Source organism: Proteiniclasticum ruminis DSM 24773 (genome assembly GCF_000701905.1).
GTDB classification, from domain to species: Bacteria; Bacillota; Clostridia; order Clostridiales; family Clostridiaceae; genus Proteiniclasticum; species Proteiniclasticum ruminis.
In genome coordinates this window covers 369,905-393,180 of sequence record NZ_JNKC01000001.1, presented here as the reverse complement: position 1 = coordinate 393,180, position 23,276 = coordinate 369,905, and the positions used below count along the sequence as shown (strand labels likewise).

The window sequence follows — 23,276 nt, the reverse complement described above, 5'->3', positions numbered from 1 at the left end:
GGCAAACATCTGTTATAATGAGATGTATCATGACATGCGCCCATCGCTCAATAAATGGAGAAGGGATCGACGATGTCAGTTCAGTATCTACATGAATGATCTTACAAGTTCTGTGCTTATTCTAGTAAGTTTCCTGATATTATATTTGGACAGATAAAACAGTTAATATAAATGATACATCTTCATCTTCGCATAGATTTCAAAACAATTTGCACAATCATAGAAATAGAATAATAAAAGGAGGGCATGCCGATGACTGTTACTGAAACAGACAGGTTCCATGAGCTGAAGCTGACTGAGCTTCGTGAGCTTGCTAAAGATGCTCAAATAAAGAGTTATCAGAAGTACAGAAAAAATGAGCTGATCGCTTTATTGGAAGAGTATTATGGACAAAACAACGAGAAGAACCAAGAGGAAGCTCTGGAAGAGACAAAGAAAGAGCAGCCTATGCAAACTTCAGAAAACACAGAGGATCTTTCTGAGGATGAAAAAGGTCAAGAAACGCATTTTAATAAAAGTGCAAGCACAAGGGAAATACACCGGTCAGAGAGTGGACGAAGAGTCAAATACAGCAATGAGTATGATATTCGTGGCGTCATCGAAATACTGGAAACAAATAATTTTGGTTTTTTAAGAGGAACAAATTATCTTTCAAGCACCGATGATGTCTATGTGTCTCCTCCACAAATCAGGAGATTTGATTTAAGAACAGGTGATGAGGTCAAAGGGTATGCCAGGTATGCAAGAGAAGGTGAAAAATTTGCAGGACTCACATTTATTGAGAAGATCAATGGAGAAAATCCTGAAAAATCTATAGGAAGACCTTATTTTGAAAAACTGACCCCCATATATCCCGAGGAGCGGATTCACTTGGAAGCACCCGGTGAGAATGACATTTCCATGAGAATCATAGATCTGATGGCACCCATGGGCAAGGGTCAGCGAGGGCTCATAGTAGCTCCGCCAAAAGCAGGTAAAACAACGATTCTTAAGAAGATTGCTCAAAACGTTGCGAAAAACCATCCGTCCATTAAAATCATCGTTCTTCTTATTGATGAGCGCCCGGAAGAAGTGACGGACATGCAAAGAAGCATCGATGGTGAAGTAATTTACTCCACTTTTGACGAAGAACCGGAGCATCATACAAAAGTCGCCAGAATGGTTCTGGAGCGTGCGAAGAGAATGGTCGAACAGAAACAGGATGTGGTGATTCTTATGGATTCCATCACAAGGCTTGCCAGAGCATACAATCTGACAGTCACTCCATCAGGAAGAACCTTATCCGGGGGATTGGATCCTGCATCTCTGATTATGCCGAAGAAGTTTTTTGGGGCAGCTCGAAACATGGAGGAAGGCGGAAGTCTTACGATTCTTGCTACTGCATTGGTGGAAACTGGATCCAGGATGGATGATATGATTTTTGAAGAATTCAAGGGTACCGGAAATATGGAAGTTCATCTGGATAGGAGACTCCAGGAAAGAAGAGTCTTCCCAGCCATTGATATCTATAAATCTGGAACGAGAAAAGAGAAGGCGCTTCTGTCACAGGATGAATACGAAATGTCTATGAATATCAGAAGACAGATGAACTCAATTTCAGCACAGGATAGAGTCACTGAAGACTTGATCAGAATGATGAGTCAGTCTGTAACAAACGAAGAGTTTATTGAGGCGCTTAAAATCAGTCAGGTTTTCAACAAATAAAAAACAGCATCCTTTACACGCATTGGTGTATCGGGTGCTATTTTACTTATCAGCGGAATACAAGCTTAGAAAACTACAGCAGAAACTCATCCTCTGCAAGTATGGTCACTTGGGTGCCTTCAATTTTAATAAGTCCGTCTTTTTCCATGTTGGATAATTCTCTGGACACAGAAGGTCGGGCAACTTTTATAATCTCACTGATTTCCGTCTTTTTGTGCCTCATTTTGTAATGGGTGCTTCCAGCATGTTCCATTTCTTTAGCAAGATAGATCATCAATCTGGAACGGACATCGTTGTGAGCTAGTATTTTAATTTTATTCTTTAAAACAAAAATATGCGTAGAGAGGAACGTAAGGTAATTGAAGTTGAATGTTTTGCTTGATTCAAGCATATGTCTCATCTCTTCAAAAGGAATAAAAAGGACCTTGCTCTTTGTAGTGGTGAGCAAAGTAAAGGGATATTTTGCCTGTTTGGTGAATAGAAGTGGTGCACCAAAACATTCTCCGTGACGGAAGATGTTGATGGTAAGGGCATCACCGCTTCGTCCGTATTGCTGAATGGTGAGTGTTCCTTCCAGGACGAAACCTATGGTGTCGCAGTATTCCCCTTCTTGAACAACCAGACTGTCCTTCTCATAGACTTCTACCCTGCAGCGGGCAAAGCTTAGAATTCTATGTAGTTCTTTCTCATCTATATCGTTAAAAAGTGCATTTTTCAGCAGACTTTTTATGGATTCTTTCATTTCGATACCTCTTTTCAATCTTCTGCACTCTAATAGTATAGCTTGAAATCTTTAGAAAGGGAACAATTCAGAGTGAAACACTCGGATGGGGTTTCAAGAAACACTGTTCATGTTATCATGCACTAATTTTTAGTTTTTTATCTAAATGTGTAACAGGTGTTACAGTTTTTATTCAGCTGTTCTATTATAATCGATGACGTAGAGATAAGAAATCCGTACTCATCCCCAATAGACAGTTTAAATAGGAGTGTATGGACTTAAATATAACGTGCGAAAGCCAGGAGGAACTTAATATGTCAAATATGTTCTGTTATCAGTGTCAGGAAGCCTCTCGCGGTACAGGCTGCGAAATCATCGGTGTTTGTGGAAAAAGCCCTGAAGTGGCAAATCTTCAAGATCTTCTGATCTATACACTAAAAGGAGTTTCACAGGCTGTTGTCTTAAGTGGTGTGGAAGCTTCAATGCTGACAAAAGTCAATCACGAAGTCATCAATTCACTTTTTATGACCATCACCAATGCGAACTTTGATGAGGATGCCATTGAAGCGCAGATTAGAAAGATGATTTCCCATCGGGAAGAACTGAAATCATCTTTAAAACTGGAAGTGAAATCCGATGCGATAAATTTTGAGGTGACTGATCGTGCTTCCATGCTGAAAAAAGCAGCTTTAGTTGGTGTTCTTTCCACAAAAGATGAAGATGTCAGATCTCTTAGAGAGCTGATTATATATGGATTAAAAGGTATGGCGGCGTATGCCCATCATGCGCTGAATATTGGGAAAGAGAATCATGAAATTTATGGATTTGTCTATGAGGCTTTGGCAGCAACTCTGGACAACAGTCTAGGGGTAGATGACCTGGTTGCACTGACTTTAAAAACTGGTGAACTGGGTGTTCAGGCCATGGCTCTGCTTGATAATGCGAATACCTCTATGTTTGGGAATCCAGAAGTTACAGAGGTGAATATCGGTGTCCGCAACAGGCCTGCAATTCTGATTTCAGGACATGATCTTACAGATCTGAAGCAGCTCCTGGAGCAGACAAGAGGAACTGGTGTAGATGTATACACACATAGTGAAATGCTTCCCGCCCACTACTATCCTGAGTTCAAAAAGTATGACAACTTTGTAGGGAATTATGGTAATGCATGGTGGAAACAGGTCGAGGAGTTCGAGTCCTTCAACGGACCTATTCTCTTCACGACCAACTGTATTGTACCTCCAAGAAATGAGAAGCTTAGAAACCGTATCTTTACAACTGGTGCATCAGGATACCCAGGCTGTGGGCATATCGAAGCAGATGCAGAGGGTGTCAAAGATTTCTCTGAGATTATAGAGCTTGCTAAAACATTAGAAGCACCAACAGAAATTGAAACAGGTAAGATTGTTGGTGGATTTGCTCATGCTCAAGTAGTAGCACTGGCAGACAAAGTCGTGGATGCAGTGAAGAGTGGAGCCATCCGTAAATTTGTTGTCATGGCAGGCTGCGACGGCAGAATGAATCAGAGAAACTACTATACTGAATTTGCGGAAAAGCTGCCACAGGATGCTGTGATTCTAACTGCTGGCTGCGCAAAATACAGATACAACAAACTTCCTTTAGGAGATATCGGAGGTATTCCTAGAGTGCTTGATGCTGGACAATGTAATGACTCTTACTCCCTGGTTGTCATTGCAATGAAGCTCAAGGAAATCTTTGGACTTGACAGTCTTAATGATCTTCCCATCGCATACAATATCGCCTGGTACGAGCAGAAAGCGGTCATTGTTCTGCTTGCCCTCTTACATCTCGGCGTCAAGAACATTCACCTTGGACCAACACTGCCAGCATTCCTTTCGCCAAACGTTGCTCACGTCCTGGTTGAGAAATTCGGCATTGCACCCATCGGAGAAGTGGATGAAGACATTGAGCTCTTCATGGCAAACTAATTTAGTGGTATAATAAAACACCTGAAGATTCTTTTTATGAATCCTTCAGGTGTTTTCTAGTTGATGGATTATGCAGGCTAGCGATAGTTTGTTCACTAAGGAGAAATTATTTTGAATATCATTACTGCTGAAAATATATCAAAAAATTATGGGATGAAAAAGCTGTTTGATTCTGTCACGCTGACACTGACAGATACAGATAAGATTGGAATCATCGGAGTCAACGGGACTGGAAAATCGACTCTTCTGAAAGTACTGGCAGGGCTGATTTCACCAGATACCGGATTGGTGCAGAAGATATCCGGCGCTACAGTTTCCTTTCTTTCACAGGAACCTGACATTATAGAAGAATATACTGTGCTTCAGCAGGTGTTTCATGGGGAAGCGCCAGTTTTGAAGATTCTTAAAGCCTATGAGGAAGGAATGTTTTCTTTAGAGCAAGAGCCACAAAATGAAGCCCTTCAGAAGAAGATGCTGAAGCTCTCCAATGATATGGAGACCTCAAATGCGTGGTCCCTTGAAGCAGAAGCAAAAATGATTCTGACAAAGCTTGGTATAACAGATTTTCATAAAAAAATGAAAGAACTTTCAGGCGGACAGAAGAAACGAGTAGCCATGGCCACTGCGCTCATCACGCCCTCTGATATGCTGATCCTGGATGAGCCAACGAATCATATTGACAACGCATCTGTTGCTTGGCTTGAAGAGTATCTTAAAAATCGAAGGGGAGCACTGCTCATGGTGACCCATGACCGTTATTTTTTGGAACGTGTGGCAAACAGGATTCTGGAAATTGATCGGGGCATGGTTTTCAGTTATCCTGTCAATTACTCTAAATATCTGGAAATGAAATCTGAACGGGAGGATATTTTAGAAGCTTCAGAAAGGAAAAGGCAAAAGCTTTTAGTGAAGGAACTGGCATGGATCAGGCGCGGTGCCAAAGCGCGTACCACAAAGCAGAAAGCCCGGATTGACCGGTTTGAAGAGCTGTCCTCCAAGGAGGTCCTGCTGGAAGAGGATGCGCTTGAAATCAAAGCTGTATCATCAAGGCTCGGAAAGAAAATCATCAGTATTGAAGCAGTTTCAATGGCTTACGAGGATAAAGTGCTTCTGAAAGACTTTTCCTATATGGTGGCAAGAGATGACAGAGTCGGGATTGTGGGAGAGAACGGCATCGGCAAGTCCACATTTCTTAAAATCCTTGCGGGGAAGATCACACCTGATGCAGGAATGGTGGATGTAGGAGATACGGTAAAGATTGCCTATCTCTCACAGGAGTACACCATACCAGATGAGAAGATGAGGGCCATCGAATATATTAGGGAAGCTGCTGAAGTTATTGAAACAACGGAAGGTGCAGTGAGTGCCAGTGAGATGATGGAGACCTTTCTTTTTACTGGGGAAGAACAATGGACACCAATCACCCTCCTTTCAGGGGGTGAAAAGAGAAGACTGATGCTTCTTCGGATGCTCATGGAAAAACCCAATGTGATCCTTCTGGATGAACCGACCAATGATCTGGATATCAAAACTCTGAGTGTGCTGGAAGATTATCTGGAGACTTTTCCTGGTGCAGTCATTACGGTATCCCATGACCGTTACTTCCTGGATCGGGTGGCAGAGAAAATCTTTTCCTTTGACGGGGAAGGGGAAATCTCGGTCTACTTTGGGAATTACACGGAATTTGAAGAGAAAAGAAAGAGTGAAGCAGAGCTCCTGCCTGTTGAGGAGAAAAGTCCTCAGGAAGTTCTGAAGGAAAAACCAAAAGAGAAGCTTAAAACAAAGTTCAGTTATAAAGAGCAGAAAGAGTTTGATGAGATTGATGGGAAAATTGAATTTCTCGAAAAAGAGCTTGTCAATGTGGAGGAGCTTATGAGCCGTCATGCAGCTGATTTTGAAAAACTTTCTCCTTTGCTTGAAGAGAAAGCAAAGATAGAGAATGCTCTTGAAGAGGCGATGGAAAGGTGGACGTATCTGAACGAGCTGGCAGAAGAACTTGGTTTGCTCTAATATAGCAGAAAAAACAGGAAATCAGCAGTTCTGACTTCCTGTTTTTCTTTAAAATAAAAAAGGCCGATAAAATCGGGCCTTTCATAAATGAAGATTCTATTCTTCTGTGGATGTGATGTTGAACTTCTTCTTGAAACGATCTACTCTTCCGCCAACATCTACAATCTTCTGCTTACCTGTGAAGAATGGATGGCACTGAGAACATATTTCAACCTTAAGCTCATCCTTTACTGAACCAGTAACGAATGTGTTTCCACATGCACACTTAACAACAGCTTCATTGTTGTACTTTGGATGTATGCCTTCTTTCATTTATTTCACCTCAATTTCATTGTTTTTTAACTATTCAATTCTAACACTTAGAATTCTCTGAGTCAACAATATTATGGATAATGGATACCTAAAATGTTATAATAGATTGGGTATGAAGGAGTACAGGGGGAAGATGAATGAGTAAATTATATTTTCGTTACGGTGCAATGAATTCGGGGAAATCCACGAATCTCATGCAGGTGGCATATAATTATGAAGAACGAGGCATGAAGGTTAAGATATTCAAACCTCAAGTGGATACAAAAGGTGGAAACAGGCTTGTTTCCAGATTAGGTGTTGTAAGAGAGGCTGATTTCAGTGTGAGAACCCATGATGATCTTTATGAGGTTACAGAAAAATGGATTCAGAATGAAGGGAAAATCCACTGTGTTCTTGTGGATGAGGTGCAGTTTCTAAAAGCAGAACAGATCGACCAGCTCCTGAAGGTGGCGATTGTGCTTAAAGTTCCAGTTATCTGCTATGGTCTGAGAACCGATTTTCTCATGAATGGATTTGAAGGCAGTGCAAGGCTCCTTCTATTGGCGCACAGCATCGAAGAACTTAAAACCATTTGTACGTGTGGAAAGAAAGCACTGCTCAATGGCAGAAAACTCAATGGAGAGTTCATCTTCGAGGGGGCTCAAGTAGCCATAGATCTGGAAGGTGATGTGGAGTATCAGTCTCTCTGCGCAGACTGTTACTTTAAGTACCGAAAAAAAGCAGAGGAAAAGAAGAAGAATTTATAGAAAGATAAGGTGAAGGAATGAGAAATACAACAGTAGGCGGCCAGGCGGTGATTGAGGGTGTCATGATGCGCGGGCTAAAAGGAATAGCCACCGCAGTAAGAAATCCTGAAGGGGAGATCGTGGTACACCAAGATGACACGAAGCCACTGTCCCAAAAGCACGCTTTTTTCAAATGGCCCCTTGTTCGAGGTGCCGTGGCTCTGGTAGACTCCATGAGAATCGGGATCAAGAGCCTGAACTGGTCTGCGTCAGTTTTTGGGCAGGAAGAGGAACCTACAAAATTCGAGGTTTTTCTGAAAGACAAGTTCGGTGAAAAAGGAGAAAAGATCATAGAGACACTGACGCTCATTTTCAGCTTAGGGCTCAGTATTCTGCTTTTCTTTGTGCTGCCGACATTGATTACGGGTCTTCTCAGAAGGTACGACCTTCCCACAGTGGCGCTGAATATCACAGAAGCGGTGCTTCGGCTCAGCATCTTCATTGGATATCTTTATGGCATCAGCAAGCTCAAAGATATCTACCGGGTGTTCCAGTATCATGGCGCAGAGCATAAAGCCATCATCTGTTATGAAAATGAAATGGACCTGACTGTTGAGAATGTCAGAAGCTGTACAAGATATCATGAACGTTGCGGCACCAACTTTATGTTCCTTGTAATGGCAGTGAGTATTGTTGTGTTCAGTTTTACTGGATGGACACACCCAGTGGTAAGAGTTGTCACGAGAATCCTGCTGTTGCCGCTCATATCTGGTATTACTTATGAGATTCTGAGATGGCTTGGCAAAACCAAAGGTCCACTACAAACCGTTATTGCATTTCCAGGGATGATGCTGCAAAGGCTTACGACAAAAGAACCTCTTGATGAAATGCTTGAGGTTTCCATAAGAGCGCTGAAAGAAGCGGAAGGGCTGATGGAAATTGAACAGCATTCGTGAAGCGTTGAGAGAAGGCACGGCCAGAATCAGTAAAGCATCCTGCACACCCGTCTTAGATGCGCGTGTGCTTCTAAAATATGTTCTCAAGAAAGAGGATACTTATCTTTTCGTTCATGGGGATGAAAAGATTTCAAAAGAAGAACAGGATCTTTATGAGCTCTTTTTGCAAAAACGGGAACAGGGGATGCCAGTAGCCTATATCATAGGCAGCAAGGAATTTATGGGGCTGGAGTTCAAGGTGAATGAGCACACTCTTATTCCAAGGCCGGACACAGAGATTGCTGTGATGGAAGCTTTGGAGGCAATCAGAAGCCATGGATACAAGAAAGTTTTAGATCTTTGCTGTGGTTCAGGAGCCATTGGTCTTTCCATTGCTGCTTCTTTTGAATTTACAAATGTAACGCTTTCTGATATAAATAAAGAGGCCTTGGATGTGGCAAATGAGAATGCAGTCCGTTTAGGGCTTAAGCAGAGAGTCCAGTTTGTGCTTTCTGACTTGTTCTCCAACATAGAAGATCCGTTCGATCTCATTGTCAGCAACCCTCCCTATATCAGCGGTGAGGATATGGAAAAGCTGGATAAGACCGTTCGTGAGTACGAGCCTCATTTAGCTCTTTATGGTGGGGATTCGGGTCTTGATTTTTATAGAGCAATCACGAGACAGGCCAAAAAATATCTTCGAGAAAACGGGATGCTGATTTTTGAAATCGGTTATGATCAGAGCAGTGAGGTGGAGAAGATGATGAAAGAATATGGATTCAAAAATATTCATACAATAAAAGACTTTTCCGGACTTTCCAGAGTGGTATCTGGCCTGCTGATTCCGGAGACTTAGCTTTCCTGATGTTATTTTTAGGAGAAGTGTAAAAGAAAAGGAGTAAAAATAATGTTAGACAGATTAAGTTTTGTAGAAGGTAAATATGAAGAGCTGACCATGAGAATCAGTGATCCCAGTGTGATCGCCGATCACGAAAGATGGCAGAAGCTGGTAAAAGAGCATTCTGATCTTGAGAGCATCGTTATGAAGTACCGTGAATTCAAGGGGCTTCAGGAAGAATTGGATGCCAATATGGAGATGCTTCAGGTAGAAGACGATCAGGACATGCGTGAAATGATCAATGAAGATGTGAGAAATATCAAAGTGAAATTGGAAGAGATTGAATCTGAGCTTCAGATTATGCTGCTGCCAAAGGATCCCAATGACGACAAAAACGTTTTTGTTGAAATCAGAGGTGGTGCTGGTGGTGATGAGGCGGCACTGTTTGCCTATAATCTTTTCAGAATGTACTCCAGATATGCAGAAGGCAGAAGATGGAAAGTAGAGATCATGAGTCTCAATGAAACGGATATCGGCGGCTTCAAGGAAGTTGTGTTCATGGTGAAGGGGCATGGTGTTTATTCACTGATGAAGTACGAGTCTGGGGTTCATAGAGTGCAGAGAGTACCTGATACAGAAAGTTCAGGAAGAATACACACATCCACAGCAACGGTAGCAGTGCTTCCAGAAGTGGATGAAGTTGATGTGGAGATCAATATGAATGATATCCGTGTGGATGTGTACCGATCCTCAGGTAATGGTGGACAGTCAGTAAATACTACAGACTCTGCTGTCAGAATCACACACATGCCTTCTGGGCTTGTGGTGGCTGTTCAGGACGAAAAATCTCAGCTGAAGAATAAAGAAAAGGCTCTCAAGATACTCCGTTCCAGATTGTATGAAATTGCGGAGCAGGAGAGAAGCAAAGGAATTGCAGACGAAAGAAAGTCTCAGGTAGGTACAGGAGACCGTTCTGAAAGAATCAGGACCTACAATTACCCACAGGGCAGAGTAACAGATCATAGAATCAATCTGACGCTCTATAAGCTGGATGCTTTCCTGGATGGGGATTTGGATGAAATGCTGGATTCCCTGATTCGGTTTGACCAGGCTGAAAAACTCAAAGCCATGGGGAATAGAAATAGCTAATGAGGGGGGGACAGTATTACTGTCCCCATTTTTAGGAGTAAAAATGGATACGAAGAAGGTAAATTTAAGAAAAGGATTGGAAGAAGATGTGTTTTTGTCTGCAGGTGAAGTTCTTCGGAGTGGGGGCACTGTGGCATTTCCGACAGAAACAGTCTATGGTCTTGGGGCTGATGCATTGAATCCTTCCGCCGTGAAAAAAATCTTTGAAGCAAAGGGAAGACCTCAGGACAACCCGCTTATTATTCATGTGGCAGATTGGGACCTTTCTCCATATGCTAAGGAAATCCCTGAAAAAGCGCGAGAGATGATGAATGAGTTCTGGCCAGGTCCATTAACCATCATTCTCAAAAAAACGGAGGTTGTTCCTCTGGAGACCAGTGCAGGACTTGACAGTGTCGGCATCAGGATGCCTTCCAATGAGGTTGCCAGAGCGCTTATAAGAGCTCTGGGGCATCCTATAGCAGCTCCTTCTGCTAATATTTCAGGCCGTCCTAGCCCCACTAATTTCGAAAGATGTGTGGAAGATTTGGATGGTAAAGTTGACATGATCATAGGAGATGGGAGTTCTATTGTTGGACTTGAGTCCACCATCGTAGATTACAGTGTAACTCCACCAAGGCTTCTAAGACCAGGATACATCACGTACGAGGATCTGCTGCGAGTTGATGAAGAAGTAGTGTATGAAGAGGCGAAAACCAAAGTCGAAGAAGAGGAGGTGCCAAAGGCACCAGGCATGAAATACAGGCATTATGCCCCCAAAGCGCCGATGACAATTTTTCGGGGTGAAAAACAAAAGGTGGAGAATGAAATTCTAAGGCAAATCGAAGAAATGATTAAATTTGGGAAAACTGTAGGAGTTTTTGCTCCGATAGAGAGAAAGTCAGTGTATAATGGAAAAAACATCATTTTTGTCTCTATGGGTACCCAAAAAGATCTGGATGAAGTGGCGAGGAATCTTTTTGAAGGACTTCGGAGGTTCGACGATGCGCAGGTGGATGTGATATTATCAGAAGGGTTTCAGGAGACAGGTGTGTCCAGGGCCATCATGAACCGGCTGAAGAAGGCTGCATCATTCCATATAATTGAGGTGTAAGAAATGAATGTACTGTTTGTCTGTACAGGAAATACGTGCAGAAGTCCCATGGCAGAAGTCATCTTTAATGAAACTTATAAAAAAGCGAAGGCTGTATCCCGAGGGCTTTTCGTTCATCGGGGCAGTACGCTGTCTCCTGAGGCGAAGAATGTTCTTGCTAGAGAATATGGCGTGATTATTGAACGCGATGCGGAAGAACTGAGAGAGTTCGATATCTCTGAAGCGGATTATATCATCACAATGACAGATGCTCAGAGGAGAGAAATCAAACGGCGTTATGGCGGGGATAGGGTCTTTACACTGAAAGAGCTCGCAGGCGAATCTGGTGATGTGATTGATCCTTACGGGATGAGTGAGCAGCATTATGTGGAAACATTCAGCGAAATTCGAAGACTGATACAAAATATACCGGATTTTGAAAAATACAGGAGGTAAGATGATGAAAATTGCATTAGGATCAGACCATGGTGGATTAAATCTGAAGAATCTGATCAAAGAACACTTGGAAGGTAAAGGAATTGAGGTGACTGATTTTGGGACTTATACAAGGGAATCTTGTGATTACCCTGATATTTCTCAGAAAGTAGGACACGCTGTAGTGGACAAAAGTCATGAGTATGGTATTCTTATTTGTGGTACTGGTATTGGAATCGGTATTGCAGCGAATAAAATCAAGGGTGTCCGCGCTGCGCTGGTACATGATACATTCAGTGCTCATGCAACAAGAGAACACAATAATGCAAATATCCTGACCATGGGAGAACGTGTTATTGGACCAGGCCTTGCACTGGATATTGTTGATATCTTCCTGGGAACTGAGTTTGAAGGGGGAAGACATCAGCAGAGAATCGATAAAATTTCTAGGCTTGAAGAACAATACACCATATCTGAGGAGGAAAACATTTAATGAGCAAAGTAACAGAAATCAACCATCCTTTAATCCTGCACAAACTGGCAATCATCCGTGATAAGAATACTGGGTCTAAAGAGTTCCGTGAAGTTGTGGAAGAAATTTCAACTCTCATGGCTTATGAGGTAACGAGAGACTTGCCGATGGAAGATGTGGATATTGAAACACCAGTGGCCATCGCCCACTGCAAAACCATCACTGGCAAGAAGCTTGCCATTGTCCCAATTTTAAGAGCTGGTATCGGTATGGTGGACGGTATGCTGAAACTTGTACCTGCAGCAAAGGTGGGACATATTGGCCTGTACCGTGATGAAAGCACCCTTCAGCCTGTAGAATACTTCTGCAAACTGCCTAAGGACATTGAAGAGCGTGATGTGATTGTTGTGGATCCAATGCTGGCAACAGGGGGATCTGCAGTGGATGCAATCCATATGCTGAAGAAACGTGGAGCCAAGAGCATCAAGTTTGTAGGTCTTGTGGCTGCACCAGAAGGAATTAAAGTTCTTTCAGAAATCCATCCTGATGTGGATATCTTTGTGGCTTCCATTGATGAGAAGCTTAATGAGAACGGGTACATTGTTCCAGGTCTGGGTGACGCTGGAGACAGACTGTTCGGCACAAAATAATTCAAATACTCTCTGAGGTTTCAGAGAGTATTTTTTTTCTTGAAACCACTTGGGCAACATAGGGTATGGTGCTTAAAAACCTTGGAAATGGCTCTGGAGAAGAAAATTTTTGATTTTATTTTTCAAAAAACCCTTGAAATATAGTCCTCCAGGCTATATACTAATCTTTGTCAGTTCAGTTACTGGCATCTGAAAAGAATAGGTTAGGGAGGAGTACCCAAGTGGCCAAAGGGGGCAGACTGTAAATCTGTTGCAAGTTGCTTCAGTGGTTCGAATCCACTCTCCTCCACCATTATTCTTTCGAAGCTATAATTTTATTGACAAAACCTTATGACTGTTGTAGTATAAAAAGGCAGTTGTACACAATAGGGAGGAGTACCCAAGTGGCCAAAGGGGGCAGACTGTAAATCTGTTGCAAGTTGCTTCAGTGGTTCGAATCCACTCTCCTCCACCACAAAAGACACAATTGTTATGATTGCTGTCTTTTTTTATGAAAAAAATTGAATACTCTTATCAAGAGAGGTGGAGGGAAAGGGCCCTGTGAAACCCGGCAACCTGCAGTGAAATGCGTGGTGCCAATTCCTGCAACATATGGTTGCAAGATAAGAGAGTTGTAGATAAAGGACACCTCTTCTTATTGTGAAGAGGTTTTTATTTTGCACCAAAAACAAGGAGGATACTATGAAAAGATTATTTACATCTGAATCCGTTACTGAAGGGCATCCTGATAAAATCTGCGATCAGATCTCTGATGCTATTTTAGATAGTATACTGGAGCAGGATCCAGATGCAAGAGTTGCGTGTGAAACAGCGGTGACTACCGGGATGGTCATGGTTATGGGAGAAATCACTACAAAATGTTATGTGGACATTCCGAAAATCGTACGAAAAACTGTTACTGAGATTGGATACGTGAGAGCAAAATATGGTTTTGATGCGGAGACTTGCTCCGTTCTTACATCTATAGATGAACAGTCTCCTGACATCGCTCAGGGGGTGAACTCCTCCCTTGAAACAAGAGAAGGGCAGGAAGATGCACTGCTTCAAACAGGTGCTGGAGACCAGGGTATGATGTTTGGATTTGCGACCAACGAGACAGAGGACTTTATGCCTATGCCGATCAATCTTGCCCAGAAGCTTGCCAGACGCCTTGCAGAGGTTCGAAAGAATGGAACACTTACGTATCTCCGTCCCGATGGAAAGACTCAGGTAACGGTAGAATATGATGAGAATGACCAACCAGTCCGAGTGGACACAGTTGTAGTTTCCACACAGCATGGAGCTGATGTTACACAGGAAGAAATTCGAAGAGATCTGATAGAGCAGGTGATTAACGCCGTAATTCCAGAAAGCCTCATGGATGAAGAAACGAAGATATTCATCAATCCTACCGGAAAGTTCATCGTGGGAGGTCCCCAGGGAGATTCTGGTTTAACTGGAAGAAAGATCATTGTAGATACTTATGGTGGGTACGGACGTCATGGTGGTGGAGCATTTTCAGGGAAGGATCCAACAAAGGTAGACAGATCTGCTGCCTATGCTGCAAGATGGGTTGCTAAAAATCTTGTTGCCGCAGGCGTTGCGGATAAACTTGAAATTCAGCTCAGTTATGCCATCGGTGTAGCCAAACCAATATCAATTGAAGTATTTACTTTTGGCACAGAAAAAGTATCTCATGAAGTAATTATTGAGGTTGTAAAGAGAGTATTTGATTTACGACCAGGCGCTATCATCAGAGACTTGGATTTGCGTAAGCCGATATATAGACAAATTGCCGCTTATGGACATTTCGGAAGAGATGATCTGGATCTCACTTGGGAAAAGCTGAATAAAGTTGAGGACATCAAAGCTGCGCTGAAAGAGATCAGCGAATAATTTAAAAAAAGACTCATATTCTGAGTCTTTTTTTCATGATTTTTTCTAGTCTTTAGTGTAAGGTGAAGATGAGGTGATATCCATGTTGAAATCAACAAATGAATTGGTTGTGGTCGTTGATATGTTGAATGGATTTGCTGAAGAAGGAGCTCTTGCATCGGATCACGTTAAAAATATCATTGAACCGATCAGAACTTATCTTGGGAATTATTCTGGAGATATTGTATTTGTTTCAGATGCTCATGATGAGGATTCTTCAGAGTTTTGTGATTTTCCCGTCCATTGCATTAGGGGGACAAGGGAGGCGGAGGTAGTGGAAAGACTCCAGCCTTTCGCCCATACCTCTTTTCAGAAGAACTCTATAAATGCCTTTCAAGCTGAATCTTTCAGGGTTTACCTGGTGGACAAACTCTCTCAATACAAAAAGGTTTCAGTCATAGGATGCTGTACTGATATTTGTGTGCTGAACTTAGCCCTAGCACTGAAGTCCTATATATCAGAGAAGAATCTTGTTATAGAGGTTTCAGTGATGAAAGATCTTGTCGCAACTTTTGATGGACCTGGGCATAATCGTGTTGAAGCTTCAGAGAGTGCGTTTCACATTCTAAGGACCAATGGTATATGCATTGAATAAAAAAAGCCTCATCTTCCGGTGAAGATGAGGCTTTTCGAATCTATTTGAGGTTCACAAGCAGAACCAGACTGAGCTGTTCAAAAATGTAAGTATCATCTGCTTCCTTTCTGCCTGACATTTCACGGAGTGTTACTTTAACTTCAACTTGATCGTTCTCGAGAATAAATGAAATCTCCTCTTTACTGATGGTTTTTCCGTTATTTGCCATATTATGCTCTTCAGCAATGGCTGCCAACCGCTCACTTAGATTCTCTTCGAGAAGCGTGGTCCCGTTCTCATCAAGAACTACCGTGGTCATGTCTTTCAACCTTGCTGTGAGCTGATCAATTGATTTTGGTTGCGTATAGTTATTCACAAAGATGAGATAATCATATCCTCCGACGGTAAATCCTGAAGATTCGACCTCTGTATTCACATAGAAATAACTAGAATCCGGGGTGTAGTAGTCATAGGTTTTCTCAAAACCGAAAACAGTCTTGAAATCATTATAGGTATAGGATTCTGGGATATATTTCAGTTTGTCCAGATTTCTGTTTTCAAAATACTGAACGATACTGGATATGTTTTCCTGATCGCTTTTTGATAGGTTCGAACCAGGGGTTATTTCCCCGGAAACCAGCATATTATTTTTTTCAAGAAGTGCTGTAAACCTCTGATTCTGGCTGAAAGCAGACACGTTGAAAGCCGATAGAGGACCGAATACAGAGATGATTGCAATGATGGACAGAGTCACAGGAATGATGATGTTATTTCCGTTCTTGATCAGAATGAAATAGACCATGATTCCAAGAACCCACAATCCCAGCAGTACAACAAAGTATCTGTTTTCAGTAACGCCATACTGGTGAATTCTTTTCCCGATGGAGACAAACATCATTGCAAGAATGGGCAGAATAATTCTTGGAAACCATGTCCTGAAAATTTTAGCCAGCTTGTTTTCCTTTAAAATTGGTGTAATAAAGAAGATTACAGCTGCTGCAACTACGGAATACCATAGAACTAGATTTGAAACAAGTCCTCTTGGCCATTCAGCTGTCATAAGGATTTTAGCAAAATACACATACAATATTACTGTATAAATTGTGATAAGTGGGATGACGATATACAGGAGCAGTACCTTTAACCCTTTGGAATATGGAGCATCATCAAAGGGTTCATTTCTTTCAGGAAGTTTTGAGAGAAACATGAGTGCTCCAAAAATGAAGGTATCCATCAGGAAGAAATAGAAGAACCATTTCCCGTCAATTTCTGCATCGAAAAGTGAATTGATGGTGAAAATGATGGCCGATATTCCGAAGAAAAGTACGGCTGCGTATAAAATTGTGAGGAAAAGTCCGCTGAATATACGAATTACATAGGCTTCATAGGCTTGTTTCGGATGAAGCACTTTTAAGCTGTAAAAAATACCGATAATGAGTGCTACGATTGCGCCGGCAAATTGGATACCCCGAATGATATCCATATCTTTCGTGAAGAATAAATAGTATAAAAACGTAATTGCAGCTGTAGGTACTGAAACCATGAGAAGACTGTTATGCTTATCCAATTTGGCTTCATAAATATGTTTCATGGAGATGCTGAACAGCATACCGATGGCTGTGGCCATAGCAAGCCTTTCAATGAGCTCCCGATCTCCGGAACCGTCAATATTCATTTCATTCAATGTGATCAATAGAGACATGAGTGTGAAGGATAGAAGTGCTGTAACAGGAAAGCGGATAACACTGCTTCCTAGACCGGCAATTTGCTTCTTGATTGTCTCTGTCCATTTCATAGTGAGGAGAACATCCATCAAAGAATGTTCCCATTCACCTCCTTTACATATTTTGATGTTCTAAATAAAGTATACATCGTATTGATTTCATTGTAGTATCAAAAGGATTTCAATCATATTTTTTTGCCGATAATTCAGAATTGTTTAAGTTCTATATTTTCTCTTTTCAATAGAATTCTGAGAGTGCACTTAGGGCTGAGGCGTGATACATAAAATGGAAGAAGGAAATCAATTCAATGCATATTACTGAATTATAACATATTTTTATCGTTATACAATAAAAATTTAGAGATTATTGATCTTCCGCCTAAATTACAATTTGAGAGGCTATTTAAAAGCCAAGAAGACGACGCTTCAAACCTGACTGGAGATTTTGTCTCCGAACTTCTTTCTGTACTGAGTAATGGGGCGGATACGGAACTGTAATTGGACCATTGGGGCTCTTAAAAAAAACATCCGCAGGTTACAATGAAATGTTGTTCCTACGGATGTTTCTGTGGCTAGTATTGTTTTTTACTTCATCTTAAAGGAATTTTCGTCCTTCAATAAATACATGCTGAACTTCGAGGTCTTCTGAGAGTATCAGAAGGTCTGCATCATAGTTCAATGCAATTTTTCCTTTTACGTTATCGATTCCTGAAAATTTAGCACCATTATACGAAGCCATTTTAATTACTTCATAAAGAGGAAGAGCTGTATTCTTATATACATTCTGCACAGCTTTATCCATGGTCAGAATGGAACCGGCGAGCGCCCCTGATTCAAGTCGTGCTGCACCTTCTTTGGAGATAACCTTCTGGCCGCCTAAAGAATATGTGCCATCAGGCATGCCGCATGCCATCATGGCATCCGTAATAAGCAGGGTCTTGTCAGAACCCTTCACTTTGTACGCGGTTCTCAGTGAGGGATAACTCACATGAATACCATCAGAAATAGTTTCTGTGGTAACATCCGTATCAAATATTGCACCAACAACCCCAGGAGTTCGATGTGTGAAAGGACTCATGGCATTGAACAGGTGTGTAGAGTGATTAAACCCATGGTGGATTCCGTCCATCGCTTGCTCATAACTTGCTACAGTATGTCCCATGGAAACATTCACACCATGTTGCCTCAAATAAGGAGCCAGTGTAAGAGCTCCTTCTACCTCTGGAGCCATGGTGATGTTTTTAATCAGATCAATGTGTTCTCCTACCATATCAAGGAAGGATTCTTTGGTGGGACGAATTACATAATTGGGATTCTGTGCTCCAATTGCATGTTCACTGATAAAAGGGCCTTCCAGATGGATTCCTGCAATGGTTGCACCAGTGACTTTTCCTTTTGCCTCTTTAATTGCTTCTACTGCTTTACGGATTTCTTCTACAGAAACGGTCATTGTAGTGGGGAGGAAACTTGTGGTCCCATGTTTTGCAATGGTATTTGAAATGGTTTCCAATGCTTCAAATGTGCCTTCCATTGTATCGTGGTTTCCGGCTCCGTGAATATGGATATCCACATACCCAGGAGAAAGGTATCTGTCATTACCTTCGATGATTTCCTCATCATTGCTGAAATCAGGGTTCATCGAGACAATTTTTCCATCGATGACCTGAATGGACATTTTTTCGATTCGATCTGTAAATATGACGTTAAATTCTTTAAATATCATGTGTACACCTCTTAACTTCTCTCTAAAACCATTCTTTGGTTTACTTTTATTATACATCAGGATTTTCCAAATTAAACTTTATTCATGTGAATAACTTTATTGTTTTATTCCATAATAGGGATGTCTGCAAAAAGTGGAAACTGGCGCTCATATCGATTATGATAAAGCTATGAATGATTTGAAAGGAACTTGTGAATCTTTATGGAGCGTTTAGAAGGAGTAGTCCGGGACATAGTATTTCAGAATGAGGAGAGTGCATTTTGTATCATCAAGATTGAGGATGACCAAGATGTGCATACAGCGTTGGGAACATTTCCCTATATATCCGTAGGACAAACTTTGGTTCTGTATGGTGAATCTGTTGTCCATGCAACCTTTGGGAAACAGTTCAAATGTGAGTCCTATGAGGAAATTGTCCCCAGCACCATGGCGGGCATCGAAAAGTATTTGTCTTCAGGGGCTGTTGCAGGGATTGGACCTATTACCGCAAAAAAACTAGTGGAAAAGTTTGGTGCAGAGATTTTCAGTATTATTGAAAATGAGCCGGAGAAGCTGAAAGAGCTGGATGGCATCGGGGATAAGAAAGTCAGGCTGATTTATGAATCGTATATCAAAGGGCGTGAAGTTAAGAACATTATGGTATTTCTCCAAAGTTACGGAGTTACACCAAAACAAGCGCTTAAGATCTATCGGGTATTTGGAAATGAGTCCGTGGCAAAGGTCAAAGAGAATCCGTATATACTTTCGGAGGAGGTGCCAAGCATCGGCTTCAAGACAGCGGATAAGATTGCCAGAAATCTGGGAATTACGTTGGATTCGCCTTTTCGGATCCAAAGCGGAATCAAATATATCATCAATGAGTACTGTGCTCAAGGCAGCACCTTCATTCCAAAGGAAATGCTTCTTGAAAAAGGACAAAGCATTCTTGAAGTCAGAAGGGAGGAGCTGGAAGAGAATATTCTGCATGAAGTTATGAAATCAAAGCTGATGCTGGAAAAAATAGACGATGTGGAAGGTGTTTTTACCATGCCGTATCTGTATGCTGAAGTATCTGTGACGAAACATATGCTCGAACTTCTGCTGGAAGGTGTGGATGCGCTTGATATTCCTGTGAAAGACTATATTCATGATTTTGAGAAAGATAATGGCATCTCCTTTCATGACAAGCAGATTGAAGCGATCACAGGTGCTGCAGAAAATGGTATTGAAATCATCACCGGTGGCCCTGGTACAGGGAAAACCACAATCATCAAATGCATTCTGAATATTTTTGAGCGTGCAGGCAAAAAAGTGCTCATGGGTGCACCGACAGGCAGAGCGGCCAAAAGAATGTCTGAAGCCACCGGACGTGAATCGAAAACCATTCACCGGCTCATAGATCTAAGTGTTTCTACTGAAGAGGATGAGGTGCTTTTCGACGAAGATGAGACATTGAATTGTGATGTGGTCATTATTGACGAAGCATCTATGATTGATGTGATGCTCATGAACAATCTGCTGAAAGCCATTAAGCCTAAAACGAGGCTGATTCTTGTTGGGGATGTGGATCAGCTCCCTTCTGTGGGAGCGGGTAAGGTTTTGGAGGATATTATTGACAGTGGGGCTTTTCCTGTAGTAAAGCTTCAGTTCATCTACAGACAGGGGAAAGAGTCCTTCATTACAACAAATGCCCATAGGATCAATACGGGCGTAATGCCTGTCCTCAATGCGAAAGAAAGTGATTTTTTCTTTATACAAGGAAATGATTCTGAAGATTCACTGCAGAAAGTGATTGAGCTTGTGACTACAAGGCTTCCGAAGTTTAATGAAAAGTGGGACCGTGTGAAGGACTTTCAGATACTCACTCCCATGAGAAAAGGGGAGCTTGGTGTATATAATCTCAACCTGGTGCTCCAAAAGGCTCTGAATCCAAGAAGGAAAAAACATAGTTTCACTGATTTGCAGATTGGTGATAAAGTTATGCAGACCAAAAACAACTATATGATAAAGTGGAAGAAAGTAAAAAGGACTTTTGGTGAACCACCTGAAGGACAAGGGATTTTTAATGGAGATATCGGTTATGTTACGGATATCAACGATGAAGACAATACCGTATCGGTGCTTTTTGATGAGGATAAAATTGTTGAATTCGAGTCTCAGGATTTAGATGAGCTGGAGCTTGCATATGCAGTGACCATTCATAAGAGTCAGGGGAGTGAGTTCAAAGTAGTTCTTGTTCCATTATTTATGGGGCCTCCGCTGCTCATGAGCAGAAATCTGATCTATACTGCGGTGACGAGGGCTAGAGAACTTATTGTACTGGTGGGATCTCAGAAAGCATTGGCTTATATGATTAAAAATACAAAAACTTACGATAGGCATACTTCCCTTCGGTATAGAATCACGAGTGTCATGGATAATGTAGGGGAATAGAAGAAAGTGGAGGGTTTTTATGAAAGTTGACAAGAAGAGACAGCTCTTTCATTGGTATATGGAAGGTGAGCAAAAAGCCATAAATATTAAAACGGTTCCCTATATGGGGATTGAACCATTGAAAGAGCTGGTGAACAAAGTTCTTTATGATGGAGGACGGGTTCTTTATATTACTGGAGAAATGAAAGAAAATGTGCTTATTTCCCAATATATGAGAAATCTGGGATTTTCTTCTATTTCACTGCACCAGGATCTTGAAATCAATGAGAAAGAATCGCTGGTTATCTGTGACTATTTCCAGGCATTACGTATCCGCGAACAGTATGACCTTGTGGTTTATGACGATGTCAATTCATTTCCAATTCATAAGAAACCTGAAATGCAGCATCTGATTGGGTTTATCTTTCCAAGATGCAGGAAAGTGATTGCATATTCCTTTGAAACTATTTTTATGGGGATGGATGTTCTGGAAGTACCAATGGCCGGACGAAGCGGATTTGTTTCTGAACCAAGAGTGATTGAGACACGACTGAACCTTGATGAGTTTGTACCTACTTCGGTATATGAGTACCTTCTCTGGTTTGTATATGAAAAGAAGAAGGTTCTGCTTCTTACTGCAGATAAAAAAGTCAAAAGAAAAGTGGCAAGATTTCTTTCGAAGGTTGATGAATCACTGGAAAGCTGCATTTTTGATGTGGATGAGATTGGTACGAAGACGATGAAGGAACTGGTCAAGGATGTTGAAAAACCCTATATTTTCATTACAGATGATCTTGATGATTATTTGGATGTGGAGACCAATTTCGAAATCATCATTCATGGTTCAGATTCAACCAGATACAGTTATCGAGAACTGCTCTTTTTCTGTTTGAGAACTGGATTCTATGATGAAATGAACGGAGAAGTAATCATGTTGTGTCAACATACTACTAGAGATATGGAGAGGACAAAGGAACTGACAAGACATTTCAATAAAATACTTTGGGAAGAAGGATTTGAATAGGATAGGTCAGTTTTTTCGGAATCTCGTGTTTCCCTATGACAAGTGTCCTATTTGCGATGAGTTCACAGATGGTCTTTGTACTTCCTGTAAGAAAAAGCTGATATTTCTGCAGGAGGAAAGTTTGCTTAAAAAGCAGAAGGGGATGTCCATCTTTGCATATAATGAGGAAGGAAAAGCGCTGCTGATGGCATATAAGAAACGTGGATCCTTTTATGCTGGAAATGACATGGCGAATCTTATGCTCTCCGATCAAAGAGTCTTCATCAAGTCATTTCATCTCATAACATTTGCGCCAAGCTCCTTCAAATCTGTACAAAATCTGGGGTTTGATCATGGAGAGTATATGGCGGAGAGAATATCGAAGGAAACTGGAATTCCATTGAGAGCTCTTTTTAAGCCTTCTAAAATGGAACAGAAAAAGTTGGATATGGAGAGCCGGAAAGAAAACGCGGAGCAAATTATGCTTCGTCATTATTCCGCGGAGCGGTTGAAGGGGAAGAGGGTGCTTGTTATTGATGATGTCTTTACTACGGGAAGCACCGTGGGGAGATGTGTGAAGCTTTTGGAGAATCAAGGGGTGCATTCCTATTATATGACTGTTTTCAAACTGGTATGAGAAGTTCCTTTTGATACAGCTCTTGAATATCTTCCTTCAGATTGATATAATGTGAAATTGAAAGTTATGTTTGTAGTTGCTCGGGGAAGCCCCTGATAGTCCAAGCCAGTCGCAGGCAAAAGGATCCACGTAAGTCAGTCAAAGTACTGACAATCATGGTGCGGCTTAGAAGTAAGTCCTGCCAGCAATGAGAGGGTAAGTAGTGAGAGGTTAAGTCCGGGTAGCAAAAGCTCCAGCAGGCGAGTGTGGGGTCAAAGACTAGGTCAAATAACTTTCGAGCACGATTGTGCAGTTAAGCAGCCATTGGCTGCTTAATTTTTTGCGAATAACTCTATGTGG

At 41.6% G+C, this 23,276-nt stretch carries 20 protein-coding genes, 2 tRNA genes and 1 riboswitch; of the genes, 18 read left to right on the top strand and 4 right to left on the bottom strand.

Annotation, left to right across the window (positions count from 1 at the left end):
* Positions 1–252: 252 nt before the first annotated feature.
* Positions 253–1,704, top strand: a complete 1,452-nt coding sequence (gene rho, locus T487_RS0101905) for a transcription termination factor Rho (protein ID WP_031573332.1) — start codon at positions 253–255, stop codon at positions 1,702–1,704.
* 73 nt (positions 1,705–1,777) lie between these two features.
* Here the strand turns inward: rho and T487_RS0101900 are convergent, their stop codons facing one another.
* On the bottom strand, positions 1,778–2,446 hold the full coding sequence (locus T487_RS0101900) for a Crp/Fnr family transcriptional regulator (RefSeq protein ID WP_031573330.1): 669 nt from the start codon (positions 2,444–2,446) through the stop codon (positions 1,778–1,780).
* A gap of 293 nt (positions 2,447–2,739) precedes the next feature.
* Here T487_RS0101900 and hcp point away from each other — a divergent pair, with 293 nt between their 5' ends.
* On the top strand, positions 2,740–4,374 hold the full coding sequence (gene hcp / locus T487_RS0101895) for a hydroxylamine reductase (RefSeq protein WP_031573329.1): 1,635 nt from the start codon (positions 2,740–2,742) through the stop codon (positions 4,372–4,374).
* Positions 4,375–4,485: 111 nt separating this feature from the next.
* On the top strand, positions 4,486–6,384 hold the full coding sequence (locus T487_RS0101890) for an ABC-F family ATP-binding cassette domain-containing protein (RefSeq protein ID WP_031573328.1): 1,899 nt from the start codon (positions 4,486–4,488) through the stop codon (positions 6,382–6,384).
* A 96-nt stretch (positions 6,385–6,480) separates the two neighbouring features.
* Here the strand turns inward: T487_RS0101890 and rpmE are convergent, their stop codons facing one another.
* Positions 6,481–6,696, bottom strand: a complete 216-nt coding sequence (gene rpmE, locus T487_RS0101885; RefSeq protein ID WP_031573325.1) for a 50S ribosomal protein L31 — start codon at positions 6,694–6,696, stop codon at positions 6,481–6,483.
* Positions 6,697–6,833: 137 nt separating this feature from the next.
* On the opposite strand from rpmE, the gene T487_RS0101880 reads away from it, so the two are divergent.
* From T487_RS0101880 to T487_RS0101825, 12 genes are all read left to right on the top strand, one after another.
* Positions 6,834–7,442 (top strand): thymidine kinase, encoded by a 609-nt coding sequence (locus T487_RS0101880; protein WP_031573324.1) that lies wholly within the window; start codon positions 6,834–6,836, stop codon positions 7,440–7,442.
* 17 nt (positions 7,443–7,459) lie between these two features.
* On the top strand, positions 7,460–8,377 hold the full coding sequence (locus T487_RS0101875; RefSeq protein ID WP_031573321.1) for a DUF1385 domain-containing protein: 918 nt from the start codon (positions 7,460–7,462) through the stop codon (positions 8,375–8,377).
* Between the two features lie 4 nt (positions 8,378–8,381).
* The gene (gene prmC / locus T487_RS0101870; protein WP_162178208.1) at positions 8,382–9,212 is read left to right on the top strand and encodes a peptide chain release factor N(5)-glutamine methyltransferase; all 831 of its coding nucleotides are present in this window, start codon (positions 8,382–8,384) and stop codon (positions 9,210–9,212) included.
* Positions 9,213–9,260: 48 nt separating this feature from the next.
* Positions 9,261–10,343, top strand: coding sequence for a peptide chain release factor 1 (gene prfA / locus T487_RS0101865; protein WP_031573317.1), 1,083 nt, complete (start codon positions 9,261–9,263; stop codon positions 10,341–10,343).
* 43 nt (positions 10,344–10,386) lie between these two features.
* Positions 10,387–11,436, top strand: coding sequence for an L-threonylcarbamoyladenylate synthase (locus T487_RS0101860; protein WP_031573315.1), 1,050 nt, complete (start codon positions 10,387–10,389; stop codon positions 11,434–11,436).
* A gap of 3 nt (positions 11,437–11,439) precedes the next feature.
* On the top strand, positions 11,440–11,871 hold the full coding sequence (locus tag T487_RS0101855) for an arsenate reductase/protein-tyrosine-phosphatase family protein (protein WP_031573313.1): 432 nt from the start codon (positions 11,440–11,442) through the stop codon (positions 11,869–11,871).
* Positions 11,872–11,875: 4 nt separating this feature from the next.
* Positions 11,876–12,343, top strand: coding sequence for a ribose 5-phosphate isomerase B (gene rpiB, locus T487_RS0101850; protein ID WP_031573311.1), 468 nt, complete (start codon positions 11,876–11,878; stop codon positions 12,341–12,343).
* The gene (gene upp / locus T487_RS0101845; RefSeq protein ID WP_031573310.1) at positions 12,343–12,972 is read left to right on the top strand and encodes a uracil phosphoribosyltransferase; all 630 of its coding nucleotides are present in this window, start codon (positions 12,343–12,345) and stop codon (positions 12,970–12,972) included. Before rpiB ends, upp begins: the two co-directional genes overlap by 1 nt.
* Before the next feature lie 207 nt (positions 12,973–13,179).
* Positions 13,180–13,264 (top strand) — tRNA-Tyr (locus tag T487_RS0101840).
* 77 nt (positions 13,265–13,341) lie between these two features.
* Positions 13,342–13,426 (top strand) — tRNA-Tyr (locus T487_RS0101835).
* Positions 13,427–13,479: 53 nt separating this feature from the next.
* Positions 13,480–13,581: riboswitch (SAM riboswitch) on the top strand.
* Between the two features lie 72 nt (positions 13,582–13,653).
* Entirely contained in the window at positions 13,654–14,847 is a 1,194-nt protein-coding gene (metK, locus tag T487_RS0101830) for a methionine adenosyltransferase (protein ID WP_031573309.1), read from the top strand.
* A gap of 82 nt (positions 14,848–14,929) precedes the next feature.
* The gene (locus T487_RS0101825) at positions 14,930–15,481 is read left to right on the top strand and encodes a cysteine hydrolase family protein (RefSeq protein ID WP_031573308.1); all 552 of its coding nucleotides are present in this window, start codon (positions 14,930–14,932) and stop codon (positions 15,479–15,481) included.
* A 40-nt stretch (positions 15,482–15,521) separates the two neighbouring features.
* Here T487_RS0101825 and T487_RS0101820 read toward each other — a convergent pair whose 3' ends face one another.
* Positions 15,522–17,255: a DUF4153 domain-containing protein gene (locus tag T487_RS0101820; protein WP_162178207.1), complete on the bottom strand. Its 1,734-nt coding sequence runs from the start codon at positions 17,253–17,255 to the stop codon at positions 15,522–15,524.
* A gap of 523 nt (positions 17,256–17,778) precedes the next feature.
* Complete coding sequence (nagA, locus tag T487_RS0101815) at positions 17,779–18,906, bottom strand: N-acetylglucosamine-6-phosphate deacetylase (protein WP_031573306.1); 1,128 nt, start codon at positions 18,904–18,906, stop codon at positions 17,779–17,781.
* A gap of 201 nt (positions 18,907–19,107) precedes the next feature.
* On the opposite strand from nagA, the gene recD2 reads away from it, so the two are divergent.
* From recD2 to T487_RS0101800, 3 genes are all read left to right on the top strand, one after another.
* Positions 19,108–21,318, top strand: coding sequence for an SF1B family DNA helicase RecD2 (gene recD2 / locus T487_RS0101810; protein WP_031573304.1), 2,211 nt, complete (start codon positions 19,108–19,110; stop codon positions 21,316–21,318).
* 19 nt (positions 21,319–21,337) lie between these two features.
* Positions 21,338–22,321, top strand: coding sequence for a DEAD/DEAH box helicase family protein (locus tag T487_RS0101805; protein ID WP_031573301.1), 984 nt, complete (start codon positions 21,338–21,340; stop codon positions 22,319–22,321).
* Positions 22,322–22,442: 121 nt separating this feature from the next.
* Positions 22,443–22,937, top strand: coding sequence for a ComF family protein (locus tag T487_RS0101800; RefSeq protein WP_031573300.1), 495 nt, complete (start codon positions 22,443–22,445; stop codon positions 22,935–22,937).
* The last annotated feature ends 339 nt before the right edge of the window (positions 22,938–23,276 follow it).